The 23,206-nt window shown below is 70.4% G+C and carries 24 protein-coding genes and 1 riboswitch; of the genes, 16 read left to right on the forward strand and 8 right to left on the reverse strand.

Annotated elements, in window-relative coordinates; genetic code table 11:
- The first annotated feature begins 193 nt into the window (after positions 1-193).
- The 5 genes from ABZZ79_RS33135 (at position 194) to ABZZ79_RS33155 (ending at position 4,614) form a co-directional block, all read left to right on the forward strand.
- On the forward strand, positions 194-961 hold the full coding sequence (locus tag ABZZ79_RS33135; RefSeq protein WP_356695169.1) for an enoyl-CoA hydratase-related protein: 768 nt from the start codon (positions 194-196) through the stop codon (positions 959-961).
- A 284-nt stretch (positions 962-1,245) separates the two neighbouring features.
- Entirely contained in the window at positions 1,246-1,749 is a 504-nt protein-coding gene (locus tag ABZZ79_RS33140; RefSeq protein WP_356695171.1) for an ATP-binding protein, read from the forward strand.
- 61 nt (positions 1,750-1,810) lie between these two features.
- On the forward strand, positions 1,811-2,683 hold the full coding sequence (locus ABZZ79_RS33145) for a polysaccharide deacetylase family protein (protein WP_356695173.1): 873 nt from the start codon (positions 1,811-1,813) through the stop codon (positions 2,681-2,683).
- On the forward strand, positions 2,683-3,891 hold the full coding sequence (locus tag ABZZ79_RS33150; RefSeq protein WP_356695175.1) for a hypothetical protein: 1,209 nt from the start codon (positions 2,683-2,685) through the stop codon (positions 3,889-3,891). Before ABZZ79_RS33145 ends, ABZZ79_RS33150 begins: the two co-directional genes overlap by 1 nt.
- A gap of 87 nt (positions 3,892-3,978) precedes the next feature.
- Positions 3,979-4,614, forward strand: coding sequence for an ADP-ribosyltransferase (locus ABZZ79_RS33155; protein WP_356695177.1), 636 nt, complete (start codon positions 3,979-3,981; stop codon positions 4,612-4,614).
- Between the two features lie 4 nt (positions 4,615-4,618).
- Here the strand turns inward: ABZZ79_RS33155 and ABZZ79_RS33160 are convergent, their stop codons facing one another.
- The gene (locus ABZZ79_RS33160; protein ID WP_356695179.1) at positions 4,619-5,251 is read right to left on the reverse strand and encodes a GNAT family N-acetyltransferase; all 633 of its coding nucleotides are present in this window, start codon (positions 5,249-5,251) and stop codon (positions 4,619-4,621) included.
- 172 nt (positions 5,252-5,423) lie between these two features.
- Here ABZZ79_RS33160 and ABZZ79_RS33165 point away from each other — a divergent pair, with 172 nt between their 5' ends.
- Positions 5,424-5,636, forward strand: a complete 213-nt coding sequence (locus ABZZ79_RS33165) for an EF-hand domain-containing protein (RefSeq protein WP_356695280.1) — start codon at positions 5,424-5,426, stop codon at positions 5,634-5,636.
- Between the two features lie 75 nt (positions 5,637-5,711).
- Positions 5,712-6,146: a hypothetical protein gene (locus ABZZ79_RS33170; RefSeq protein ID WP_356695181.1), complete on the forward strand. Its 435-nt coding sequence runs from the start codon at positions 5,712-5,714 to the stop codon at positions 6,144-6,146.
- A gap of 34 nt (positions 6,147-6,180) precedes the next feature.
- Here ABZZ79_RS33170 and ABZZ79_RS33175 read toward each other — a convergent pair whose 3' ends face one another.
- Positions 6,181-7,104 (reverse strand): AraC family transcriptional regulator, encoded by a 924-nt coding sequence (locus tag ABZZ79_RS33175; RefSeq protein WP_356695183.1) that lies wholly within the window; start codon positions 7,102-7,104, stop codon positions 6,181-6,183.
- A 114-nt stretch (positions 7,105-7,218) separates the two neighbouring features.
- On the opposite strand from ABZZ79_RS33175, the gene ABZZ79_RS33180 reads away from it, so the two are divergent.
- The gene (locus ABZZ79_RS33180; RefSeq protein WP_356695185.1) at positions 7,219-8,217 is read left to right on the forward strand and encodes a zinc-dependent alcohol dehydrogenase family protein; all 999 of its coding nucleotides are present in this window, start codon (positions 7,219-7,221) and stop codon (positions 8,215-8,217) included.
- A gap of 55 nt (positions 8,218-8,272) precedes the next feature.
- Here ABZZ79_RS33180 and ABZZ79_RS33185 read toward each other — a convergent pair whose 3' ends face one another.
- The 6 genes from ABZZ79_RS33185 to gcvT all read right to left on the reverse strand — a co-directional run bounded on the left by ABZZ79_RS33185 (position 8,273) and on the right by gcvT (position 13,304).
- Positions 8,273-8,665: a PIN domain-containing protein gene (locus ABZZ79_RS33185; protein WP_356695187.1), complete on the reverse strand. Its 393-nt coding sequence runs from the start codon at positions 8,663-8,665 to the stop codon at positions 8,273-8,275.
- The gene (locus tag ABZZ79_RS33190) at positions 8,662-8,934 is read right to left on the reverse strand and encodes a hypothetical protein (RefSeq protein WP_356695189.1); all 273 of its coding nucleotides are present in this window, start codon (positions 8,932-8,934) and stop codon (positions 8,662-8,664) included. The genes ABZZ79_RS33185 and ABZZ79_RS33190 overlap by 4 nt, the downstream gene beginning before the upstream one ends.
- 48 nt (positions 8,935-8,982) lie before the next feature.
- Positions 8,983-10,365 (reverse strand): L-serine ammonia-lyase, encoded by a 1,383-nt coding sequence (locus ABZZ79_RS33195; RefSeq protein WP_356695191.1) that lies wholly within the window; start codon positions 10,363-10,365, stop codon positions 8,983-8,985.
- Between the two features lie 62 nt (positions 10,366-10,427).
- Positions 10,428-11,690 carry a serine hydroxymethyltransferase gene (gene glyA, locus ABZZ79_RS33200; protein WP_356695194.1) on the reverse strand — a complete coding sequence of 421 codons (1,263 nt, stop codon included), beginning with the start codon at positions 11,688-11,690 and terminating at the stop codon, positions 10,428-10,430.
- Between the two features lie 8 nt (positions 11,691-11,698).
- Positions 11,699-12,076 carry a glycine cleavage system protein GcvH gene (gcvH, locus tag ABZZ79_RS33205; RefSeq protein WP_356695196.1) on the reverse strand — a complete coding sequence of 126 codons (378 nt, stop codon included), beginning with the start codon at positions 12,074-12,076 and terminating at the stop codon, positions 11,699-11,701.
- A gap of 109 nt (positions 12,077-12,185) precedes the next feature.
- Positions 12,186-13,304, reverse strand: coding sequence for a glycine cleavage system aminomethyltransferase GcvT (gcvT, locus tag ABZZ79_RS33210; protein WP_356695198.1), 1,119 nt, complete (start codon positions 13,302-13,304; stop codon positions 12,186-12,188).
- A gap of 175 nt (positions 13,305-13,479) precedes the next feature.
- A riboswitch (glycine riboswitch) is annotated at positions 13,480-13,573 on the reverse strand.
- Between the two features lie 172 nt (positions 13,574-13,745).
- Here gcvT and ABZZ79_RS33215 point away from each other — a divergent pair.
- The 8 genes from ABZZ79_RS33215 to ABZZ79_RS33250 all read left to right on the forward strand — a co-directional run bounded on the left by ABZZ79_RS33215 (position 13,746) and on the right by ABZZ79_RS33250 (position 23,178).
- Positions 13,746-14,420 (forward strand): AAA family ATPase, encoded by a 675-nt coding sequence (locus ABZZ79_RS33215; RefSeq protein ID WP_356695282.1) that lies wholly within the window; start codon positions 13,746-13,748, stop codon positions 14,418-14,420.
- A 186-nt stretch (positions 14,421-14,606) separates the two neighbouring features.
- The gene (locus ABZZ79_RS33220) at positions 14,607-15,368 is read left to right on the forward strand and encodes an enhanced serine sensitivity protein SseB (protein WP_356695200.1); all 762 of its coding nucleotides are present in this window, start codon (positions 14,607-14,609) and stop codon (positions 15,366-15,368) included.
- 94 nt (positions 15,369-15,462) lie between these two features.
- Complete coding sequence (locus ABZZ79_RS33225; protein WP_356695202.1) at positions 15,463-16,254, forward strand: enhanced serine sensitivity protein SseB C-terminal domain-containing protein; 792 nt, start codon at positions 15,463-15,465, stop codon at positions 16,252-16,254.
- Between the two features lie 666 nt (positions 16,255-16,920).
- Entirely contained in the window at positions 16,921-17,919 is a 999-nt protein-coding gene (locus tag ABZZ79_RS33230; RefSeq protein ID WP_356695204.1) for an ABC transporter permease, read from the forward strand.
- 38 nt (positions 17,920-17,957) lie between these two features.
- The gene (locus ABZZ79_RS33235; RefSeq protein ID WP_356695206.1) at positions 17,958-19,733 is read left to right on the forward strand and encodes an ABC transporter substrate-binding protein; all 1,776 of its coding nucleotides are present in this window, start codon (positions 17,958-17,960) and stop codon (positions 19,731-19,733) included.
- 69 nt (positions 19,734-19,802) lie between these two features.
- Positions 19,803-20,810 carry an ABC transporter permease gene (locus ABZZ79_RS33240; RefSeq protein ID WP_356695208.1) on the forward strand — a complete coding sequence of 336 codons (1,008 nt, stop codon included), beginning with the start codon at positions 19,803-19,805 and terminating at the stop codon, positions 20,808-20,810.
- The gene (locus ABZZ79_RS33245) at positions 20,807-21,904 is read left to right on the forward strand and encodes an ABC transporter ATP-binding protein (protein WP_356695210.1); all 1,098 of its coding nucleotides are present in this window, start codon (positions 20,807-20,809) and stop codon (positions 21,902-21,904) included. The genes ABZZ79_RS33240 and ABZZ79_RS33245 overlap by 4 nt, the downstream gene beginning before the upstream one ends.
- Positions 21,901-23,178 carry a dipeptide ABC transporter ATP-binding protein gene (locus tag ABZZ79_RS33250; RefSeq protein WP_356695212.1) on the forward strand — a complete coding sequence of 426 codons (1,278 nt, stop codon included), beginning with the start codon at positions 21,901-21,903 and terminating at the stop codon, positions 23,176-23,178. The genes ABZZ79_RS33245 and ABZZ79_RS33250 overlap by 4 nt, the downstream gene beginning before the upstream one ends.
- The last annotated feature ends 28 nt before the right edge of the window (positions 23,179-23,206 follow it).

Genomic DNA, 23,206 nt, shown 5'->3' on the forward strand with positions numbered 1-23,206 from the left:
GCGGTTGCGGTTAGCCACCGTGCTGTGCCTGCCCGGGGGCGACCCCCGGGCCCCCGGCCGGTGTGATCGACCGCACCGGCGCGGTTGCGGTTAGCCACCGTGCTGTGCCTGCCCGGGGGCGACCCCCGGACCCCCGGCCGGTGTGATCGACCGCACCGGCGCGGTTGCGGTTAGCCCCCGTTAACCTGCCTCCATGACCGTGAATCTCGAAGTTGCCGAGGGCGTCGGCACGCTGCGCCTGGACCGCCCGCCGATGAACGCGCTGGACATCGCCACGCAGGACCGGCTCAAGGAACTCGCCGAGGAGGCCACCCGCCGCGACGACGTGCGCGCGGTCGTGATCTACGGCGGCGAGAAGGTGTTCGCGGCGGGCGCGGACATCAAGGAGATGCAGGCCATGGACCACACCGCGATGGTCCTGCGCGCCAAGGCCCTCCAGGACTCCTTCACCGCGGTGGCCCGCATCCCCAAGCCGGTCGTCGCCGCCGTCACCGGCTACGCCCTCGGCGGCGGCTGCGAGCTCGCGCTGTGCGCCGACTTCCGCATCGCGGCGGACAACGCCAAGCTGGGCCAGCCGGAGATCCTGCTCGGCCTGATCCCGGGCGCCGGCGGCACCCAGCGGCTGTCCCGGCTGATCGGCCCCTCCAAGGCCAAGGACCTCATCTTCACCGGCCGTATGGTCAGGGCCGACGAGGCCCTGACGCTGGGGCTGGTCGACCGGATCGTGCCCGCCGCCGACGTCTACACCGAGGCGCACGCCTGGGCGGCCAGGCTCGCCCAGGGACCGGCGCTGGCGCTGCGCGCGGCCAAGGAGTCGATCGACGTGGGGCTGGAGTCCGACATCGACACCGGCCTGACCGTGGAGCGCAACTGGTTCGCCGGGCTGTTCGCCACCGAGGACCGCGAGCGGGGCATGCGCAGCTTCGTGGAAGAGGGGCCGGGCAAGGCGAAGTTCCTCTGAGGACGGTGTGAATCCCCGTCTTCCTCTTGCAATTGACGGGGTGTCTGATCCGGGGTCCCTCGATGGGGCGGATTGTGGAAGCCTTAAGGCAACCTTAAGCCGGCCTCGTCGAGGGGGGCCGTTCCTTGCCGCCGGACGGGCTGTCCTCGCAGTTCGCAGGGGTCGTGACGGTCTCCGAACTACCCTTGGCATATGCCGATCGATTCCAGTGGAATGGTGGCTTCCGGGGGGCGCATTCCTCCGGAACGGCCCCGCGGACCGTTGCGGGCGGCCATGATGGGGTCATGGCGGGGCTGGAGGGCATCGATCAGCCGCGGGGACACAGCCGTGCGACGGCGGCGCGCTGGTCGCCTGCGGTCGAGGACGAACGAGCGCTCAAGGCGCTGGAGTTGTTCGGCAACCCGACGGAGAGGGAAGTCCCGCTGCCGTCCCGCCCGGAGTCCGCGGCGACGGCCCGCCGACTGGCCCAGGTCGTCGTGCTGCGGCACTGGGGACTCACCCCGAAGCTCACCGAGGACGCGGTGTTACTCGTGTCGGAGCTCGTGGGCAACGCCGTGCGGCACACCGGTGCCCGGGTGTTCGGGCTCCGGATGCACCGGCGGCGCGGCTGGATCAGGGTCGAGGTGCGCGATCCCTCCCGCGGGCTGCCCTGTCTGATGCCGGTCCAGGAGATGGACATCAGCGGGCGGGGGCTGTTCCTCGTCGACAAGCTGGCCGACCGCTGGGGCGTCGATCTGCTGCCGCGCGGCAAGACCACATGGTTCGAGATGAGGGTCACCGACCGCTGAGCGCGGCGGGCCGGACCGTCGAACGGACCAATCACCCGATTCCGGACTGACTCTCCGTTAAATGGTCCTCGTGACCTCCGCCGACCGTCGCTCGGCCCTTCGTACCGCCGCCGGGCTCGCCGCCACCGCCGCCGCGTTCGGCTCGGGCTGCTCCGCCACGCCCCCGGCGCCGCCGACGCCACAGAACCCGCAGCACCCACAGAACCCGCAGAGCCCGCAGCACCCGCAGAAACGGCGGAATCCGCAGAGTCCGGGTGACGCGCAGAGTCCGCGGGACCTGCGGAACCCGCAGGCCTCCCCGCCCACCGCCGCCGGCCCCCGCCGCTTCCCCGCCCAGCCGGCGCAGATCGCTCACGGTCCCCGCGACCGGTCCCGCGTCGCCCTCACCTTCCACGGCAACGGCGACCCCGCCACCGCCGCGGCCCTGCTCGACGAGGCCGAACGGCACGACGCCCGTGTCACCGTGCTGGCCGTCGGGACCTGGCTGGACGAACACCCCGCACTGGCCCGGCGCGCGCTGGACGGCGGGCACGAGCTGGGCAACCACACCCTGCGCCATCTCGACATCAACGCGATGCCCGAGGCCGAGGCCCTGGCCGAGATCACGGGCTGCGCCGACCGGCTGAAGCGGCTGACCGGCTCGATCGGGACCTGGTTCCGCCCCTCCCGCGCCGCGCGGGCCTCGCCGCTCGTGGAACGGCTGGCCCGCCGGGCCGGCTATCCGCACGTGCTGTCGTACGACGTCGACTCGCTCGACTTCACCGGGCCCGGCGGCCCCGCGGTCGCCCGTACCGTGCTCGGCTCCGTCCGGGGCGGCTCCGTGGTGAGCCTGCACTTCGGATACACCGACACCGTCGCCGCCCTCCCCGCCGTACTGGACGAACTCGACCGCCGTGGTCTGCGCGCGGTCACCACCACGGAGTTGCTCAGCTGATGCGCCGAAACACCCTGCCCGCCCCCGCCCTGGCCCGCGGCTTCCGCGCCGCCGCCGCGCTCCTCGCCCTCGCCGCCGTCGCCGCCTGCGGCATCGGGAGCGAGGACGGCGACGGCGGGCACCCGACCGAGACCGCGGCCGTGCCCGCGCCCGCGAAGAAGAGGCAGCCTGTCGTCCAGGGTCTGCCGGGGATGCCGCCCGTGCTCGACCCGAAGGACGTCTACGCGGCCGACCGGCCGAACCGGCTCTCCCCGGTCGTCAAGGACTTCCCCTCCCGGGTCTACGTCCCCAACACCGAGTCCGACACCGTCTCGGTGATCGACCCGGCGACGTACGAGATCATCGAGACCATCCGCGTGGGCCGGCAGCCGCAGCACGTCGTGCCCTCCTGGGACATGAAGACGCTCTGGGTCAACAACAACCGCGGCCACACTCTCACCCCGATCGACCCGAGGACCGGGAAGGCGGGCAAGCCGGTCGAGGTCCACGACCCCTACAACCTCTACTTCACCCCCAACGGCAGGTACGCCGTCGTCATGGCCTCCCTGGACCGCGAGCTCGTCTTCCGCGACCCGCACACCATGGAGGCGATCAGGACCGAGCCGGTCACCTGCTACGGCGTCAACCACGCCGACTTCTCCATGGACGGCAAATACTTCATCGTCTCCTGCGAGTTCAGCGGCGAGCTGCTCAAGGTGGACACCGAGAAGATGAAGGTGATCGGGCAGCAGAAGCTCCCCTTCGAGGGCGCCATGCCGCAGGACGTGAAGATCTCCCCCGACGGCAGGACCTTCTACGTCGCCGACATGATGGCCGACGGCATGTGGGTGCTCGACGGGGACAGGTTCACCACGCCGACCCTGCTGCCCACCGGCAAGGGCACCCACGGTCTCTACGTCAGCCGGGACTCGCGCGAGATGTATGTCTCCAACCGGGGCGAGGGCACGATCTCCGTCTTCGACTTCGCCCGGCGCGAGGTCACCAAGAAGTGGCGTCTGCCCGGCGGCGGCAGCCCCGACATGGGCGGCGTCTCCGCCGACGGCAAGGTGCTGTGGCTGTCCGGGCGCTACAACGCCGAGGTGTACGCCATCGACACCGGCAACGGCGCCCAGCTCGCCCGGATCAAGGTGGGCAGCGGGCCGCACGGCCTCGCGGTGTACCCGCAGCCGGGCCGCTACTCCCTCGGGCACACCGGCATCTTCCGTTGAACACCCCACGGCGACGGGACGGCTGACTCGCCGCCGGACGAGTGAGGATCCACAGCTCGCGGTCCCGGAACCGCGATCGTGCTGCCCATGATCACCACTCGCCTGCGGCGGCGGGCCACAGCCGCCGTCCTGTCCCTCTCGGCCGTCCTCGCGACCTCGGCCGCCACCGCCCCGGAGACGGCCACCCGGCCCGCCGCCTCCTCGGCCGCCGTCTCCTCGGCCGCCCCCGTCCCGGCCGACTGTCCCGTCCAGTACGAGGACCGGCTCACGGCCGCCGCCGACCGCCGGGTCGACCCCGCCCGCATCACCCCGGAGCCGCTTTGGCGCACCACCTGCGGCACGCTCTACCGCGCGGACGGCCGCGCCCCGTCGGTCGTCTTCGAGGTGGGCTTCCAGCCCAAGGACGTCATCGACGGGCAGTACGACCTGGAGAAGTACGTCCTGGTCAACCAGCCCTCGCCGTACGTCTCCACCACCTACGACCACGACCTGTACAAGAAGTGGTGGAAGTCCGGCTGGAACTACTACATCGACGCCCCGGGCGGCATCGACGTCAACAGGACCATCGGCGACACCCACAAGTGGGCCGACCAGCTGGAGGTCGCCTTCCCCGGCGGCGTCGACCGGAAGTACATCGTCGGCGTCTGCCCGGTGGACAAGACCACCAAGGTCGAGATCATGAGCGGCTGCGAGAGCAACCCGCACTTCGAGGCGTGGCACTGACCCGCTACCGGGTGCGCAGCAGCGCCTCCGCGCCCACCTGCCGGTAACCGGCCGCCTGGAACGCCCGCGCGCTGCGGGCGTTCCCCGGCGCGACCTGCGCCCACAGCGGTTCGTCGACGAGGTGCCGGGCGGCCGCCACCAGCTCCCGGCCCAGGCCCCGGTGCCGGGCGTCCTCGTCGATCTCCACCGACACCTCCAGCCGCCCGGCGACTCCCCGGCCCGTCACCAGCACGCCGCCCTGGGCCGTCCAGGCGCGCACGTCGTCCCGCCGCACCCGGGCGTAGGCGATGCGCGGATGGCGGGGGTCGGAGATCTCCTTCAGCGGCAGCGGGGCCTCACCCGGCAGCGGGGCGGCCACCAGCACCGCGTCGACGCACTCGGTCGTGCGGCCCGTGCGCTCCAGCAACGCCGCAAGGAACCGCGGGTTCATCGTCGCGGCGAGGGGGTCGCAGTCGAGTGCGCGCAGGGTGTCGTACACCCATCGCGGGTCCTCGTCGGTGAACACGACGGAGTGGGCCGTGAACGCCATCACACCGGCGTCCCGGGGCGAGGGCTGGGGCACGACCGTGGTCCGGCCGTCCGGCGGCGGGAACTCCCCGCGCGCGGCCGCGTCGAGAATGTCCCGCAAGCTCTCCACCTGTGCTCCTTGAGTCCCCATCGGCCGCAGGGCCATACCGTCGCACACATGATCGGGCGGAGCGCGGGTGCCTACCGGTGGTCGCCGCACTCGCTGCTCGCGCGGACAGTTAGTCTGACCTGCGTCCGTACGACAGGTACGACGGCAAGGTATGACGAAGAGGGGCGGATCGGTGGCCGACATCGAAGAAGCACGCAAGCAGTTCGACCGCATCGACACAGACGGCGACGGTCAGATCACCGCGGCCGAGTTCAAGACCGCCCTGGCTCAGCAGGGCGACTGGAACGTGACCGAGTCCGTCGCCGAGGCCATCATCGCCAGCCGCGACCTGAACGGCGACAAGCTGCTGTCGTTCGACGAGTTCTGGGCGCACCTGAACAAGTGACGCGTGCCTCGAAAGGGCGCTCTGCCAGGGGAAAATACCTGGCCGGGCGCCCTTTCGGCGGTCAGGATACGGCGTATGGGAACCGACATCAGCGGTCGCGTGGAGTGCCGCACGGGGGGCGGCGCCTGGGAGTACCCGGACGACGAGTGGGACTGCGCCATCAGTCTCGACCTGCTCTTCCTCGCCCGTGACCACGCCTCCTTCGGCTGTCTCTTCGGTGTGCGCGAGGTGTACGACTTCGAGCCGCTGTTCCCCGACCGGGGCATGCCCGAGGACGCGGCCACACCGACCCGGGCGGCCGTGGACGCCTGGCGCAGTGCCTCGTGGTTCACCTGGGCCGAGCTGCGGAGCGTCGACTGGGACGTCAGGTCGGAGGACGAGGATGCCCTGACCCGGCGCGAGGTGGTGCTGGAGAAGGACGCCTGGCTCCCCGTGTGGGCCGTGATGCGCACGCTCGCCGGGCTGTACGGCGACGACAACGTGCGGCTCGTGGCATGGTTCGACGGCTAGCGGCTAGCGGCTGCCGGCCGGACGTCAGCGTGGCTCAGGACGCCCGCCGCCGGTACTGCCCCGGCGCCACCCCGAACTCCCGTTTGAACGCCTTGGCGAAGGCGAACTCCGAGGTGTAGCCCGTGCGCTGGGCGACCAGCCGGAGCGGGGTGTCGTCCTCGCGCAGGAGCCGGCCGGCCGTCGTCATGCGCCACCAGGTCAGATACGTCAGCGGCGGCTGGCCCACCAGCGCGGTGAACCGGCGGGAGAAGGCCGCGCGGGACAGGCCCGCCCGCAGGCCGAGTTCGCCGACGGTCCACGGATGGGCCGGGTCGGCGTGCAGGGCGCGCAGGGCCGCGGTGATGCCCGGGTCGGCGAGGGCGGCGGCCCAGCCGGTGGGGTGCCCGGCGCTCTCCCTGCCCGCGCGCTGCCACCAGGCGCGCAGGATGTAGAGCAGCAGGGTGTCCAGGAGCATGCTGACGATGGTGTCCGAGCCCGGCTGCGGTGCGGAGAGTTCAGCGCGCAGCAGCTCGATCGCCGTGTGCAGGGGGCCGTCGGCGCCGTCTCGCGCGGGCAGATGGACCACCTCGGGCAGCTCGGTCAGCAGCGGATGCGCGCGGCTGCGGTCCAGCAGGTAGGCGCCGCACAGCAGGACGGCGTCGGGCGTGGAGTCCCGGGACGGGGTGTGCATCGCGGGCCAGCCGCCGTCCGACTCCAGTCCCACCTCCTCCGGCTCCGCGTCGAGGGACGAGGCGATCACGTGCCCGCGCCCGTGCGCGAGGAACACCACGTCGCCCGGACCGAGCCGGACGGGCTCGCCCCGCGAGGGCACCAGCCAGGCCGTTCCGCGCAGCAGCACATGGAACCCGGCCCCGTCCGCGGCCTGGAACCGCAGCCCCCAGGGGGCGTACTTGTCGCGCAGCCCGGAGTGCGGCCGGCCGGTGCGCATCGCGGCGACCGCGTCGCTGAGCACGTCCATGACCGCCACGCTACCCGCGCCCCGGGGCGCCGGCCCGGGGCGGAGACGATCGGACAGGAAACCGAGACAGTCGGGCATGGTCCGGCCGTGGGACCGCTGCCTAGCGTTGACGGCATGTCAACTACCGCACATGCAGTGCTTTTTCATGAGATCGGCGGACCCGAGGTGCTCGGCGTCGAGCAGATCGAGCTGCCCGACCCGGGTCCCGGTGAGGTCCTGGTCCGCGTCGAGGCGCTGGCCCTGAACCGGGCCGAGTCCCTCTTCCGCTCGGGCGGCTACTTCTACCAGCCGACCCTGCCGGGCTCCCGCAACGGCTACGAGGCCGCGGGCGTGGTGGCGGCGGTCGGCCCTCAGGTGACCGCCTTCGCGCCGGGCGACCTCGTGCTGGCGGCCGCCAACCACGAGCTGAGCACCCAAGGGGTCTACGGCGACCTCGTCCTGCTGCCCGACAGCGCCGTCGTACCGCGTCCCACGGGGGTGGACGCGGTCACCGGGGCCTCGGTCTGGCTGACGTACTCGACGGCGTACGGCGCCCTCGTCGAGCGCGCGGGGATGAAGGCGGGCGACCATGTGCTGATCACCGGCGCGTCCAGCGGGGTCGGCACCGCCGCGATCCAGGTGGTCCGCCGGGCCGGCGCGGTGCCGGTCGTCACCACCCGCACCGAGGCCAAGCGGCGCGATCTGCTCGACCTGGGCGCAGAGCACGTGATCGTCTCCGGCGACGAGGACGTCGTCAAGGAGACCAGGCGGCTGACCGGCGGTCGCGGCGCCGAGATCGTCCTGGACGCCATCGGCGGCGCGGAGTTCGCAGCGCTGGGCGGGGCCGCCGTGGAGGACGGCACCCTGATCAGCTACGGCTGGCTGAACCAGCAGCCGATCCAGCTGCCCATGCAGTGGCCCCTGACCGTCCTCGGCTACAACAACTTCGCCCTCACCGGCACCGCCGAGGGCCGCCGCCGTACGGCCCACTACATCGGCTCGGGGCTCACGGACGGCACCCTGCGCCCGGTGGTCGGGGAGGTCTTCGACGGCCTGGACCGCGTACCGGACGCCCACCGGCTGATGGACTCGAACGCGCACACCGGCAAGATCGTCGTGCGGCTTTCGCAGTAACTCCCGACTCCCTGCGGGAGGTGCCCGAGCTTTGCGGAGCGCGCCGAGGCCGGCGTCAGGTCTTCACCACCCGGACGCCGGCGCCGCACAGGACGCGCAGATCCTCCGGGTCCGACGTCAGCAGCGTCACCGGTGAGGGGGAGGCCAGGGCGGTGGCGGCGACAATCGCGTCCAGGGCGTATTTGTGGCCGTGCAGCCCGGCCGTGGCGAGGAGTCTGCTCGCGTGCCGCGCGATGGCTTCGGTGGGCGGGATGATGTTGATGCGCGAGACGGCGTAGTCGAAGCGGGCTTGGACGGTCTTGGGGTTGCGAGCTTCTACAAGGGTGACGGAGTTGGCGACGACGCGGATGTCCTCGGCCTCGGCCGCGGCCAGCCACTCCGTGAGTTCGGGCGCGCGTCGCACCAGCTTGGACAGGCCCTCGCAGTCCAGAACGAGGGTGCCGGTCACGCGGCGTCCGCCGATTCCGCCGCGTCACCGCGCAGGAGTGTTCGCTTGGCCTCGACCGCGGCCTGGTCCACGGGGCCGTGTTCGGCCTCCGCGTCCTCGATCAGTTCCCGCAGCCGGTCGCGTTCCAACTGACGCTGGATGAGGGCCTCGACGTAGGCGGACAGCCCCCGCCTCCCGGTTCGGGCCTTGAGGGCCGCGATGGTGCCCTCGTGGAGGGAGACCGAGACCGGCCGGACGGGGCCTTCGCCGGGCGCTGGGGGCGTAGTCATGAGCTCGAGTTTAACAAGGCTCTTGTTATTGCATCCGGTAGATCCCGCTCAGCACTCGATGATGTTCACCGCGAGCCCGCCCCGGGCGGTCTCCTTGTACTTCACCGACATGTCCGCGCCGGTGTCCTTCATGGTCTTGATGACCTTGTCCAGCGAGACCTTGTGCGAGCCGTCGCCCCGCATGGCCATACGGGCGGCGGTGACCGCCTTGACCGCGGCCATGCCGTTGCGCTCGATGCAGGGGATCTGCACCAGGCCGCCGACCGGGTCGCAGGTCAGGCCGAGGTTGTGCTCCATGCCGATCTCGGCGGCGTTCTCGACCTGCTCGGGGCTGCCGCCGAGCACCTCGGCCAGCGCGCCCGCGGCCATCGAGCACGCGGAGCCCACCTCGCCCTGGCAGCCCACCTCGGCGCCGGAGATGGAGGCGTTCTCCTTGAACAGCATGCCGATCGCGCCCGCGGCGAGCAGGAAGCGGACCACGCCCTCTTCCTTCTCTCCTTCGGAGGCAGCACCGGCCCCGAAGTTGATGTAGTAGTGCAGGACGGCCGGGATGATGCCGGCCGCGCCGTTCGTCGGGGCGGTGACCACCCGGCCGCCGGCCGCGTTCTCCTCGTTCACCGCCATCGCGTAGAGCGTGATCCACTCCATCGCGAGCGCCTGCGGATCGCCCTCGGAGCGCAGCTTGCGCGCGGTCGTCGCGGCCCGGCGCTTCACCTTCAGACCGCCCGGCAGGATGCCCTCGCGGGCCATACCGCGCGACACGCACGCCAGCATCACCCGCCAGATGTCGAGGAGCCCCTCGCGGATCTCCTCCTCGCTGCGCCAGGCGCGCTCGTTCTCCAGCATCAGCGCGGAGATCGACAGCCCGGTCTCCTTCGTCAGACGCAGCAGCTCGTCGCCCGTGCGGAAGGGGTACTTCAGAACCGTGTCGTCGAGCTTGATGCGGTCCGCGCCCACCGCGTCCTCGTCCACGACGAAGCCGCCGCCGACCGAGTAGTAGGTCTTCGCCAGCAGCTCCTCGCCCGCGGCGTCGTACGCCAGGACCGTCATGCCGTTGGCGTGGTACGGCAGGGCCTTGCGGCGGTGCAGCTTGAGGTCGCGGTCGAAGTGGAAGGCGATCTCGTGCTCACCGAGGAGGTTCAGCCGGGCCCGCGACCGGATCGACTCGACCCGCTCGTCGGCGGTCTCCACGTCCACCGTGCGCGGGGAGTCGCCCTCCAGGCCGAGCAGCACCGCCTTCGGTGTGCCGTGGCCGTGGCCGGTCGCGCCCAGCGAGCCGTACAGCTCGCAGCGGACGGAGGCGACCGCGGGCAGCAGGCCCTCGTTGCGCAGCCGGCGCGCGAACATGCGCGCGGCACGCATCGGGCCCACCGTGTGGGAGCTGGACGGGCCGATGCCGATCGAGAACAGGTCGAAGACCGAGATGGCCACGGGAACTCCTCAGGACGGGGGTGGCGGGGCACCCGGGATCGCCGGGTGCCCCCGCCGGGGACTTACTTGTTCAGGCCGGGGTACAGCGGGTGCTTGTCGGCGAGTGCCGTCACCCGGGCCTTGAGCGCCTGAGCGTCGTACGACGGCTTCAGCGCCTGCGCGATCACGTCCGCGACCTCGGCGAAGTCCTCGGCCGTGAAGCCGCGGGTGGCGAGGGCGGGCGTGCCGATCCGCAGACCGGAGGTCACCATCGGCGGCCGCGGGTCGTTGGGGACGGCGTTGCGGTTGACCGTGATGCCGACCTCGTGGAGACGGTCCTCGGCCTGCTGGCCGTCCAGCTCCGACTCGCGCAGGTCGACCAGGAGCAGGTGCACGTCCGTACCGCCGGACAGCACGTTCACCCCCGCCTCACGGGCGTCGGGGGCCGTCAGCCGCTCGGCGAGGATGCGGGCACCTTCCACCGTACGCCGCTGGCGCTCCTTGAACTCCTCGCCCGCGGCGACCTTGAAGGAGACCGCCTTGGCCGCGATCACATGCTCCAGCGGGCCGCCCTGGAAGCCGGGGAAGACCGACGAGTTCAGCTTCTTGGCGAACGCCTGCCTGGCCAGGATGATGCCGCCGCGCGGACCGCCGAGCGTCTTGTGCGTCGTGGAGGTGACCACGTCCGCGTGCTCGACCGGGTTCGGGTGCAGACCCGCGGCCACCAGGCCCGCGAAGTGCGCCATGTCCACCCACAGGAACGCCTCGACCTCGTCGGCGATCCGGCGGAACTCCGCGAAGTCCAGCTGGCGCGGGTACGCCGACCAGCCCGCGATGATCACCTTGGGGCGGTGCTCCTTGGCGAGCCGCTCGACCTCGGCCATGTCCACGAGACCCGCGTCGTCCACGTGGTACGCGACCACGTTGAACTGCTTGCCCGAGAAGTTCAGGCGCATGCCGTGGGTCAGGTGACCGCCGTGCGCCAGGTCCAGGCCGAGGATCGTGTCGCCGGGCTGGGCCAGCGCGAACAGCGCGGCCTGGTTCGCGGAGGCGCCGGAGTGGGGCTGCACATTGGCGTACTCGGCGCCGAACAGCTCCTTGATCCGGTCGATCGCGATCTGCTCGGTGACGTCGACGTGCTCGCAGCCGCCGTAGTAGCGGCGGCCCGGGTAGCCCTCGGCGTACTTGTTGGTCAGCACCGAGCCCTGCGCCTCCATGACGGCGAGCGGAGCGAAGTTCTCCGACGCGATCATCTCGAGCGTGGACTGCTGACGCACCAGCTCGGCGTCGACCGCCGCGGCGACCTCCGGGTCGAGCTCGTGCAGGGGAGTGTTCAGAACGGACATGGGACTCCTCAGCCGGCGATGAAGGCGGAGTACTCGTCGGAGGAGAGCAGGTTCTTCTGCTCGCCCGCGACACGGACCTTGAACAGCCAGCCGCCCTCGAACGGGGCGGAGTTCACCAGCGCCGGGTCGTCCACGACGTCCTGGTTGACCGCCGTGACCTCACCGCTGACCGGCGAGTAGAGCTCGCTGACCGACTTGGTGGACTCCAGCTCGCCGCAGGTCCGGCCCGCGGTCACCGTGTCACCGACCTCCGGGAGCTGGACGTAGACGACGTCGCCGAGGGCGTTCGCCGCGTGCTCCGTGATGCCGACCGTCGACACGCCGTCCTCGGCGGCCGACAGCCACTCGTGCTCCTTGCTGTAGCGCAGCTTCTGGGGGTTGCTCATGGCCTGAATTCTCCTGTAGGCGAGATGATGCTGATGCAGGGGGACCACCGGGGGCGCGCGTGAGCAGCGCGAACGTGCCCGACGCCACCGCGGCGGTGCTAGGAAACTGTCACTTCTGACGCTTGTAGAAGGGCAGCGTCACGATCTCGTACGGCTCGTGGCTGCCCCGGATGTCCACACCGACACCTTCGGTGCCCGGCGCCGCGTGCGCCGCGTCGACGTACGCCATGGCGATCGGCTTGCCCAGGGTGGGGGAGGGGGCGCCGGAGGTGACCTCCCCGATCACCTCGCCGCCCGCGACCACGGCGAACCCGGCGCGCGGCACCCGGCGGCCCTCGGCGACCAGACCGACCAGCACACGCGGCGGGTTCTGCTCCGCGCGGGCGGCGGCCTCGGCCAGCGCCTCGCGGCCGACGAAGTCGCCCTCCTTCTCGAACTTGACCACGCGGCCGAGCCCGGCGTCGAAGGGGGTGAGCGACGTGGTCAGCTCGTGCCCGTACAGCGGCATGCCCGCCTCCAGGCGCAGCGTGTCCCGGCAGGACAGACCGCACGGGATCAGACCGACGCCCTCGCCCGCCTCGGTCAGCGCCTGCCACAGCCGCACGGCGTGCTCCGGCTTCACGAACAGCTCGAAGCCGTCCTCGCCGGTGTAGCCGGTGCGCGCGATCAGCGCCGGGACGCCCGCGACCGTGCCGGGCAGACCGGCGTAGTACTTCAGGCCGTCCAGGTCGGCGTCCGTCAGCGACTTCAGGATGCCTGGGGACTCCGGGCCCTGGACGGCGATCAGCGCGTACGCGTCACGGTCGTCGCGGACCTCGGCGTCGAAGCCGTCCGCGCGCTCGGTCAGCGCGTCCAGCACCACCTGAGCGTTGGAGGCATTGGCGACGACCATGTACTCGGTCTCGCCCAGCCGGTAGACGATCAGGTCGTCCAGGATGCCGCCGTCGGCCCGGCAGATCATGGTGTAGCGGGCCCGGCCGACACCCACCGCGGCGATGTTGCCGACGAGCGCGTGGTTCAGCAGAGCCGCGGCCTGAGGGCCGGTGACGGTGATCTCGCCCATGTGCGAGAGGTCGAAGAGCCCGGCCCTGGTGCGCACGGCGTTGTGCTCGTCGCGTTCGGAGCCGTAGCGCAGCGGCATGTCCCAGCCGGCGAAATCGGTCATCGTCGCGCCCAGCGAGCGATGCAGGGCGTCGAGCGCGGTAAGCCGGAGTTCGGTACTGCTCATCGGTCGGTCGTCTCCCAAGTACACGACAGGCGAGGTCATTCCTCCCCATCTGTCATCGGAACCTGAGAGGTTCGCCATGACCGTCCGTACACATACGTACAACGACGCAGGGGAAGGACATGGCTTGCACCTTGGGTGGGACCACTGCTGGCAGCGGCCCGCTTTTCAGATGTGCCTCGCCCGCGCGGTAACGGGGCCTGAGAGATTCAAGGGAGGGACTTGCTCCTTCGGCGCCCCAGTCGGACTGGGGACTCTCCCGCGCGGATTCAAACGGCCGGTATGCAGTTGGCGAGCCCATCATTGCACGCATCGGCCGAGCACGGCAGGCCGCATCTGTAACCGGGCTGTGGCAGTACGCACGCGAAATCCGGAGGCGTACCGCATTACCGTCTCTTTACACTCGATGGGCAAGGGTCTCGTGACCCGCCCCAGGGGAGGACGATCACGGTGGACAGGACCACGCCGTACGCCACGAGCCAGGCCCTCGCGCTGCCCGCACAGCACGGCGCCCCGGCCCGGGACGCCTGCCCCGCACACTCCGCGCCCGTCGTCCGCGACCTGCGCGAGCGCTCCGGCCGCAGCCCGCGCGCCCTGCACTTCGGCCCCGCCGACCTCGTCGTGATCACCGGGCTGCCCGGCAGCGGCAAGTCCACCCTCATGCGGCGCACCGTGCCCGGCGCCCGCATCGACTCCCAGGACACCCGCGACCGCTTCGACGCCCGCGCACCCCGCTTCCTGCCGTACGCCGTCTACCGCCCGCTCGTCCGCCTCGCCCACTACGCCGGACTGCACCGCGCCCTGCGCACCGGCGGGGGCGTCGTCGTGCACGACTGCGGCACCCAGGCCTGGGTGCGCGGCTGGCTGTCCCGGGCGGCCCGCCGCCGCGGCGGCACCCTGCATCTGCTGCTCCTCGACGTCACCCCCGAGCAGGCCCTGGCCGGCCAGCGCGAGCGCGGCCGCGGTGTCTCGCGCTACGCCTTCCGCCGCCACCGCGGCGCCGCCGCGCGCCTGCTGCGCCGTGTCGAGCGCGGCGAACTGCCCGGCGGCTGCGGCTCGGCCGTCCTCCTCGACCGGGACGCGGCGGACGCCCTGCGCCGGATCCGCTTCACGGGCTGACAAACCGGCTTCACGGGCCGGCACACCGGCTTCACGGGCCGGGAGGCGGGCTTCAAGGGCCGGCACACCGGCTTCACGGGCCGGGAGGCCGCCTCTGCTGCCCGGCCCTGCGCGTCGACAGGCGGGCCGCCCGTACGGGTTAGCCTTCTCAGCCACAGCAGGTTCACGGCAGGCGGTAGGCAGCAGATGGACTTCCCGGCGCAGGCGCACCCCCATCCGCACGGCGGATGGCCCGGCAACGAACTGGAGGAGGTGCTCTCCGCCTCCCTCGGCGTACCGTCGGCCGGCGCCCGCGTCGTCGAGGTCCTCGGCCGCAGCTTCGTCTGGGTGCCGCTGCCGGCCGGCGGCGGCCCGGACAGCGGAGAGCTCGACCTGCCCACCCTGGAGATCGAGGGCCAGGCCTACGTCCCGGTCTTCTCCTCCGAGGAGCAGTTCCGCCTGGGCGCGGGCCCGCACATGTCCTACGCCGTCGCCCCCGCCGTGGAGTTCGCCCGCGGCCTGCCCCCGCAGGCCGGCATCGCCCTGAACCCCGGCGGCGTGGTCGGCGTCCCGCTCCCGCCGGCCGCCGTCGCCGAGCTCTGCCGGTCCGGCCGCACCCCGCTGGACGGCCCGGCCGGCGGCGGCCGCGTCCGTCTGTACGAACCCGACTGGCAGGACGACCCCGTCGACTTCCTCGCCGCCGCCTCCGCCGAGTTCGACGCCACCGGCGTCGTCCGCACGGCCCGCCGCTGCCTGGCCGCGATCGAGACGGCCGACCCGGCGCTGTTCGTCGGCGTCGAACTCGCCCGGCTGGAGGGCGACCTGCTCGCCGCGCCCACCGAGGCCCTGGGCCGGGCCCTGGCCCAGGCCCCCGTCCCGTGGCCGGTGAACCTGGTCCTGCTGGACGTGGCGCAGGACCCGGTGGCGGACTGGATGCGGCAGAAGGTGCGCCCGTTCTTCCAGAAGTAGGAGATCACAGACCACCGAGCTCTCTCCCGGTCCTCCCCCCGGACGACATAACCTGGTTTCATAACCCGGTCAGAGGAAGAAGGGGCGTAACACAGTGAGCGCGAGCGGCACCGCCGCGACCGGCACGGTCGAGCACACGCTGCGCCAGGTCACCCCGGGGCGTTACGACGCCTACGAGGCGCTCCTGCGTGCCCTCGCGACCCCCGTCTCCGGCCAGGTCTGGATGCTGCTCTGGCACGGCCAGGCCGGTTCCCCGGACGCCCAGTACGGCACCATGCAGGTCGAAGGCCACTCCTACGCCCCCTGCGTGACCTCCGCCCAGGAGCTGTCGGCCAGCGGCTGGAACCGCAGCTACGAGGTCGTCGACGCCCTCGACGTCGCCCGCACCCTCTACCCCGACCACCACGGCCTCTGGCTCAACCCGCACGCCCCCGGCGGTGGCGTCGGCGTGCCCTGGCTCGATCTGCGCCGGATCGCGGCGGGCCTGGACCGCCAGCCGGCCGGCCCGCTGCGGCTGGCCGAACCCGGCATCGAGATCCCGCAGTTCTACGCCCTCCTCGCGCAGAACGCCCATCGCACCCCGGCCGTGCGCACCCTGCGCCGCGCCTGGGTGCAGCCCGCGTTCGGCGCCCCGTACCTCGCCATCGGCCTGGACGTGTACGAGGCCTCGCCGCCGGCCGTGGACTCGGTGCGCGCGATGATGCACCAGTCCATCGGTGCCGTACCGGACGGGCTGCCCGTCTCGACGGTGGCGATGTCCGACGAGTACTGCCCGGTCGCGATGTGGATGCGGGCCAACGCGCGCCCGTTCTACGACCGTGAGGCCCACGCGGTGCCGGCCCCGTCCGCGGGCTACGGATACCCTCCGGCGCACGGCACGTACTGAGCAGGGCCGTACTCCCGCTGATCGGCGTACCCTCCGTCAGCAACCGGCCTGACGATTGCCGTTGCCGTTGCCGTTGCCGTTGCCAACGCCTGAAGCATTCCTCTTGAGTTCCTTCTCGCCCAGTCTCGGTCCGCCGGGCCCGGCCGGGTGACAGCGCATCACGGAGCTGATGCCGGAAGGAACAGCTGCTTGACGTACGCCCGGTCGGGGTTTCCGGCTTGCGGGCCGCAGCAGCCGGAGCTCAGGGCGACTCTCAAGTTTGCAAGGGCGACCCTCAAGTGTCGTGCGCGCCCCACGCGTGTCTGAGGCGCGCTGCGACTGCGACGGCGGCTGCGACGGCGGCTGCGCCGCTCCGCAGGAGGCGGGCGCTGCCCGGTGTCGGTGCGCACAACTCGGTGTTCACTGTTCGGATAACGGATTCCCTAGCGTGGCATCACAGTTAGGCATATTTTCTGCGGCAGATCTGGCGGGTGATCGCCAAGGCGTTGAAGACTCGCCTGTCAGGTGCAGGCCGTGCCGGTTCGCGAGCGAATACCCGTCCGCGCGTCGACCCGGTGCACGAGCCGGATCACCTACGGCCATCGCACCGCAGGCAGGAACATCACACGCCGAACAACGGCGGAGGAGTGGGCCGAACACCACCGGCCGAGAAGGGGTAGGGCACTTGTGACCGCACCGATCGAGACCACCGGGGCGGCATCCGAGGCACAGCCGGAAGCTGTGCTCGTCGGCGCCGACAAGGGGCAGATCGAGGGCCGCTCCCTTGGGCAGATCGCCTGGACCCGGTTCAAAAGGGACAAGGTCGCCGTCGCCGGCGGCGTCATCGTCATCCTGCTGGTGCTTCTCGCGGTCCTGTCCCGTCCCATCCAGGCCTTGTTCGGTCTCGACCCCAACGCCTTCAACCAGGACCTGATCGACCCCAACACCTCGCTGCCCACCGGGGGCTTCGGCGGAATGAGCGCGGACCACCCGCTGGGCGTCGAGCCCAAGTTCGGGCGGGACATCGCCACCCGCATCCTGGAGGGCTCCTGGGTGTCGCTGGTCGTCGCCTTCGGCGCCACGATCCTGTCCAACACGATCGGCACGGTCCTCGGCGTGGTGGCCGGCTACTACGGGGGGCGGGTGGACACGATCATCAGCCGTCTGATGGACACCTTCCTCGCTTTCCCGCTGCTGCTGTTCGCCATCGCCATCGCCGCGACCCTGCAGGGCGGTGCCTTCGGCCTGGAGGGTCTGCCGCTGCACATCTGCGTGCTGATCTTCGTCATCGGCTTCTTCAACTGGCCCTATCTGGGCCGTATCGTCCGCGGTCAGACCCTGGCCCTGAGAGAGCGTGAGTTCGTCGACGCCTCCCGGGGCCTGGGTGCCAAGGGGCCGTACATCCTCTTCCGGGAGCTGCTCCCGAACCTGGTCGGCCCGATCATCGTCTACTCGACGCTGCTCATCCCGACGAACATTCTCTTCGAGGCCAGCCTGAGCTTCCTCGGCGTCGGCATCCAGCCCCCGCAGGCGTCCTGGGGCGGCATGCTCAGCGAGGCGGTCAACTACTACGAAGTCGACCCGCAGTTCATGATCGTGCCCGGCCTCGCCATCTTCGTCACCGTCCTGGCGTTCAACCTGCTCGGCGACGGACTCCGTGATGCTCTCGACCCGCGCAGCCGCTGACCTGCGGACGCGCTGAGAGCACATCAAGTTTTCCAACAATGGAGGGGAAGCAGACCATCATGCGAAGGTCAGCGCTGGCCGCGGTGGCGGCAATCGGTAGCGTGAGCCTGGTGCTCGCGGGTTGTAGCAAGGCCGATGACGACAAGGACAACGGCGACAAGAGCAAGGGCGCCGGGGCCAACGCGGCGACGACGGGCGTCGTCAACGCCTCCACCCAGACGGGTGGCACGGTCACGTACGAGTACTCGGACGTCCCGGACTCCTTCGACCCCGGCAACACGTACTACGCCTACATGTACAACTTCAGCCGGCTGTACGCCCGTCCGCTGATGACCTTCAATCCCGCCCCGGGCGAGAAGGGCAACGAGCTGGTCCCGGACCTCGCGGCCGGTCCCGGTGTGCCCGGCGACGGCGGCAAGACCTGGACCTACAAGCTGCGTCCGGGCCTGAAGTACGAAGACGGCACGCCGATCACGGCCAAGGACGTGAAGTACGCCGTCGAGCGTTCCAACTTCGCGCGTGACGTGCTCTCCCTCGGGCCGAACTACTTCCAGCAGTTCCTCGTCGGCGGCGACAAGTACAAGGGCCCGTACAAGGACAAGAACGCCAAGGGCCTGGCGTCGATCGAGACCCCGGACGACACCACGGTCGTCTTCCACCTCAACCGCGCGTTCCAGGAGTTCGACTACCTGGTCGCCACGCCGCAGACGGCTCCGGTTCCGCAGGCCAAGGACACCGGCGTCGACTACGTCAAGAAGATCGTGTCCTCGGGCTCCTACAAGTTCGAGAGCTACGAGGAGGGCAAGCAGGTCGTCCTCGTCCGCAACGAGAACTGGGACGCGAAGACCGACCCGCTGCGCAAGCAGTACCCGGACAAGATCGTCATCAAGCTGAAGGTCAACGCCGAGACCATCGACCAGGACGTCATGGCGGGCGCCGCCATCGACCTCGGCGGTACCGGTGTCCAGGCCGCGACGCAGGCGAAGGTCGTCAACAGCTCCGACCTGAAGGCCAGCACCGACAACACCTACGGTGGCCGACTGGTCTACCTGGCGATCAACACCAAGGTCGCGCCGTTCGACAACATCGAGTGCCGTAAGGCCGTGCAGTACGCGATCGACAAGGTCTCGGTGCAGACGGCCGAGGGCGGCCCGATCCGCGGCGACATCGCCACCACCGTGCTGCCGCCGGACATCCCGGGCTTCGAGAAGTCCGACGTCTACGCCACCGACGGCAACAAGGGCGACGTGGCCAAGGCCCAGGAGCACCTGAAGGCCTGCGGGAAGACGACGATCAGCACCAACATCTCCGCGCGCAGCGACCGGCCGCAGGAGATCGACGCGGCCACCGCGATCATCGACTCGCTGAAGAAGGCCGGCATCAACGCCAGTCTGAAGCAGTACCCGTCGGGCAAGTACTTCACCGACGCGGTGGGTGTGCCGGCGTTCAACAAGAAGCAGAACATCGGTCTGCACATGATGCAGTGGGGTTCCGACTGGCCGTCCGGCTACGGCTTCCTGCAGCAGATCCTGCACGGTGACGCGATCGGTGAGTCCGGAAACACCAACCTGTCGCAGCTCGACAACGCGGACGTCAACTCGCTGCTGGAGAAGGCGATCGGCACCGAGGACGGCGCCGAGCGCAACAGCCTCTACACGCAGATCGACAAGAAGACGATGGAGGAGGCGGCCCTCGTCCCGCTGACCTACTTCAAGGTCCTGCTGTACCGCCCGTCCAACTTCACCAACCTCACCTCGACGGCGGCCTTCAGCGGTCAGTACGACTACCTCAACATCGGCACGACCAAGAAGTAGCCCCGGAAGGCAGGTGAAGGCATTGGTGCCCGCGGGCTCAGCTGCCCGCGGGCACCAGCGCCGGTCCCCGTGATCTCGTATATCCTCCGCCGGACCATCGCGGCAGTGATCCTGCTGCTGGTCGTCACCGCGGTCACCTTCGCCATCTTCTTCCTGCTGCCGCGGCTCGCCGGCCAGACCGTCGACCAGCTGGCCCAGCAGTACATCGGGAAGAACCCCTCGGCCGCGGACATCGCCGCGGTCAAGCACAACCTCGGACTGGACCAGCCCGTTCACGTCCAGTTCTGGCATTTCATCAAGGGGATCGTGTCGGGCGCCACGTACGACCTCGGCCCGAGCACCGCGCACTGTGACGCGCCCTGCTTCGGCTACTCCTTCAAGACGCACGTCGAGGTCTGGCCGCAGCTCACGGACCGTCTGCCGGTGACGATCTCGCTGGCCGCCGGTGCCGCCGTGCTGTGGCTGCTGTCCGGTGTGACGGCCGGTGTGATCTCCGCCCTCAAGCCGGGCTCGTTCCTCGACCGTACCTTCATGGGCGTGGCGCTGGCCGGCGTCTCGCTGCCCATGTTCTTCACGGGCAACCTCGCACTGCTGCTTTTCACCTTCCAATGGCCGATCTTCGGCCGTAGCTACGTCCCCTTCACCGAGAACCCGTCGCAGTGGGCCAACACGCTCTTCCCGGCGTGGTGTTCGCTGGCCCTGCTCTACTCCGCGATCTACGCCCGGCTCACCCGCTCCGGGATGCTGGAGACGATGAGCGAGGACTACATCCGCACGGCGCGCGCCAAGGGCCTGCGTGAACGGAAGGTCGTGGTGAAGCACGGACTGCGGGCCGCGTTGACCCCGATCATCACCGTCTTCGGCATGGACCTCGGTCTGCTGCTGGGCGGTGCGGTGATCACCGAGACGGTGTTCTCGCTGCACGGCATCGGCGAGTACGCCGTGAAGTCCATCCAGGACAACGACCTGCCCCCGATTCTCGGCGTCACCCTGCTCGCCGCCTTCTTCGTCGTGATCGCAAATCTCCTGGTGGACCTCTTGTACGCCGCCGCCGACCCGCGGGTGAGGCTCTCGTGACCGAACTGTCCAAGACCGGTGCCGCCGTCGGGGAGCCTGTGAAGGCCTCCGGCGAGGCGCGCACGGCCTTCCTCGACGTCCGTGACCTCAAGGTGCACTTCAGCACCGACGACGGTCTCGTCAAGTCCGTCGACGGGCTCAGCTTCCAGCTGGAGAAGGGCAGGACCCTCTCCATCGTGGGCGAGTCCGGCTCCGGAAAGTCCGTCACCTCGCTGGCCATCATGGGCCTGCACCGGCTCGGCTCGCGTGGCGAGAACGTCCGGATGTCCGGCGAGATATGGCTCGACGGCAAGGAACTGGTCTCCGCAGACCCGGACGAGGTGCGCCGACTGCGCGGCCGCGAGATGGCGATGATCTTCCAGGACCCGCTGTCCGCGATGCATCCTTACTACACCGTGGGCAGCCAGATCGTGGAGGCGTACCGCGTCCACCACGACGTCAACAAGAAGGTCGCGCGGCGGAGGGCGGTCGAGATGCTCGACCGGGTCGGTATCCCCGAGCCGGCCAAGCGCGTCGACGGCTACCCGCACGAGTTCTCGGGCGGTATGCGCCAGCGCGCGATGATCGCGATGTCGCTGGTCAACAACCCCGAACTGCTCATCGCGGACGAGCCGACCACCGCCCTCGACGTCACCGTCCAGGCGCAGATCCTCGACCTGATCCGGGATCTGCAGAAGGAGTTCGGCTCGGCGGTCATCCTGATCACCCACGATCTCGGTGTGGTCGCCGAGATCGCGGACGACGTGCTGGTCATGTACGGCGGCCGATGCGTGGAGCGAGGCCCGGTCGAGGGCGTCTTCAACCGGCCGCAGCACCCGTACACCTGGGGCCTGCTCGGCTCGATGCCCCGCCTCGACCGTGAGACCTCCGACCGGCTCATCCCGGTCAAGGGCCAGCCGCCGAGCCTCATCAACGTCCCCTCCGGATGTGCCTTTCATCCTCGCTGTCCGTACGCGGACGTCCCGAAGGGTGATGTCACCCGCACGGTGCGCCCCGAACTGCAACAGGCCGGCACCGGACACCATTCCGCCTGCCACCTCCCGCCCGAGGACCGTATGCGGATCTGGACCGAAGAGATTGCGCCGAAGCTGTGAGTGAGACGAAGAAGACGGACGTGACGGTCCCGGCGCAGGCGTCGGCTCCCGACGAGCGCGAGGTGCTGCTCAAGGTCGAGGGCCTGATCAAGCACTTTCCCATCCGCAAGGGTGTTTTCCAGCGCCAGGTCGCCGCTGTCAAGGCCGTCGACGGCATCGGCTTCGAGGTGCGCAAGGGCGAGACCCTGGGCGTGGTCGGCGAGTCGGGCTGCGGCAAGTCGACGATGGGGCGGGTGATCACCCGGCTCCAGGATCCGACGGGCGGCACGATCCACTTCCAGGGCAAGGACATCACGCGGCTCAACACGGCCGGGATGCGCCCGCTGCGGCGGGACATCCAGATGATCTTCCAGGACCCGTACGGTTCGCTGAACCCCCGGCACACCATCGGCTCCATCGTTTCCGCGCCCTTCCGGCTCCAGCACGTCGAGCCCGAAGGAGGCGTGAAGAAGGAGGTCCAACGCCTTCTCGGCCTTGTCGGGCTGAGCCCCGAGCACTACAACCGCTACCCGCACGAGTTCTCCGGCGGCCAGCGCCAGCGCATCGGCATCGCCCGCGCGCTCGCGCTGAACCCGAAACTCGTCGTCGCCGACGAGCCGGTGTCCGCGCTGGACGTGTCGATCCAGGCCCAGGTCGTGAACCTGCTGGACGACCTCCAGGAGGAACTGGGCCTGACGTACGTGATCATCGCGCACGACCTCTCGGTCGTCCGGCACGTCTCGGACCGGATCGCGGTGATGTACCTCGGCAAGATCGTCGAGCTGGCCGACCGCGACCTGCTCTACAAGGCGCCGATGCACCCGTACACCAAGGCGCTGATGTCGGCGGTGCCGATCCCGGACCCCGCGCGCAGGAGCGCCAAGAGCGAGCGCATCCTGCTCAAGGGCGACGTGCCCTCACCGATCTCGCCGCCGAGCGGCTGCCGCTTCCACACCCGGTGCTGGAAGGCCACGGAGATCTGCGGGACCACCGAGCCGCCGCTGCTCCAGCTGCGGCCGGGCCAGCAGGTCGCCTGCCACCACCCGGAGAACTTCGAGGACCAGCAGCCGCAGGACACGGTGCTGCTGAGCGTCGCGAAGGAGGCGGCGGAGCTGGTGCCGAAGGCGGCGGAGTCCGCTGTGGCGGAGTCCTCCGAAGCGACGTCGGCGTCCTCCGAGGCGACGTCGGAGCCGGAACCGGTCGAGGAGACTGCGGCCGCCGAGCCCGCCGAGCCCGCCGAGCCGGCCCCGGTCGAGGTCTCGAAGTCGGACACCGCGAAGTCCGACGAGAAGTAGCGCTGTGACGGAGCCCCTGCCTTGCATT

Origin of the sequence: Streptomyces sp. NPDC006458 (assembly GCF_040612135.1) — a bacterium.
In the GTDB taxonomy this organism is placed as follows: domain Bacteria; phylum Actinomycetota; class Actinomycetes; order Streptomycetales; family Streptomycetaceae; genus Streptomyces.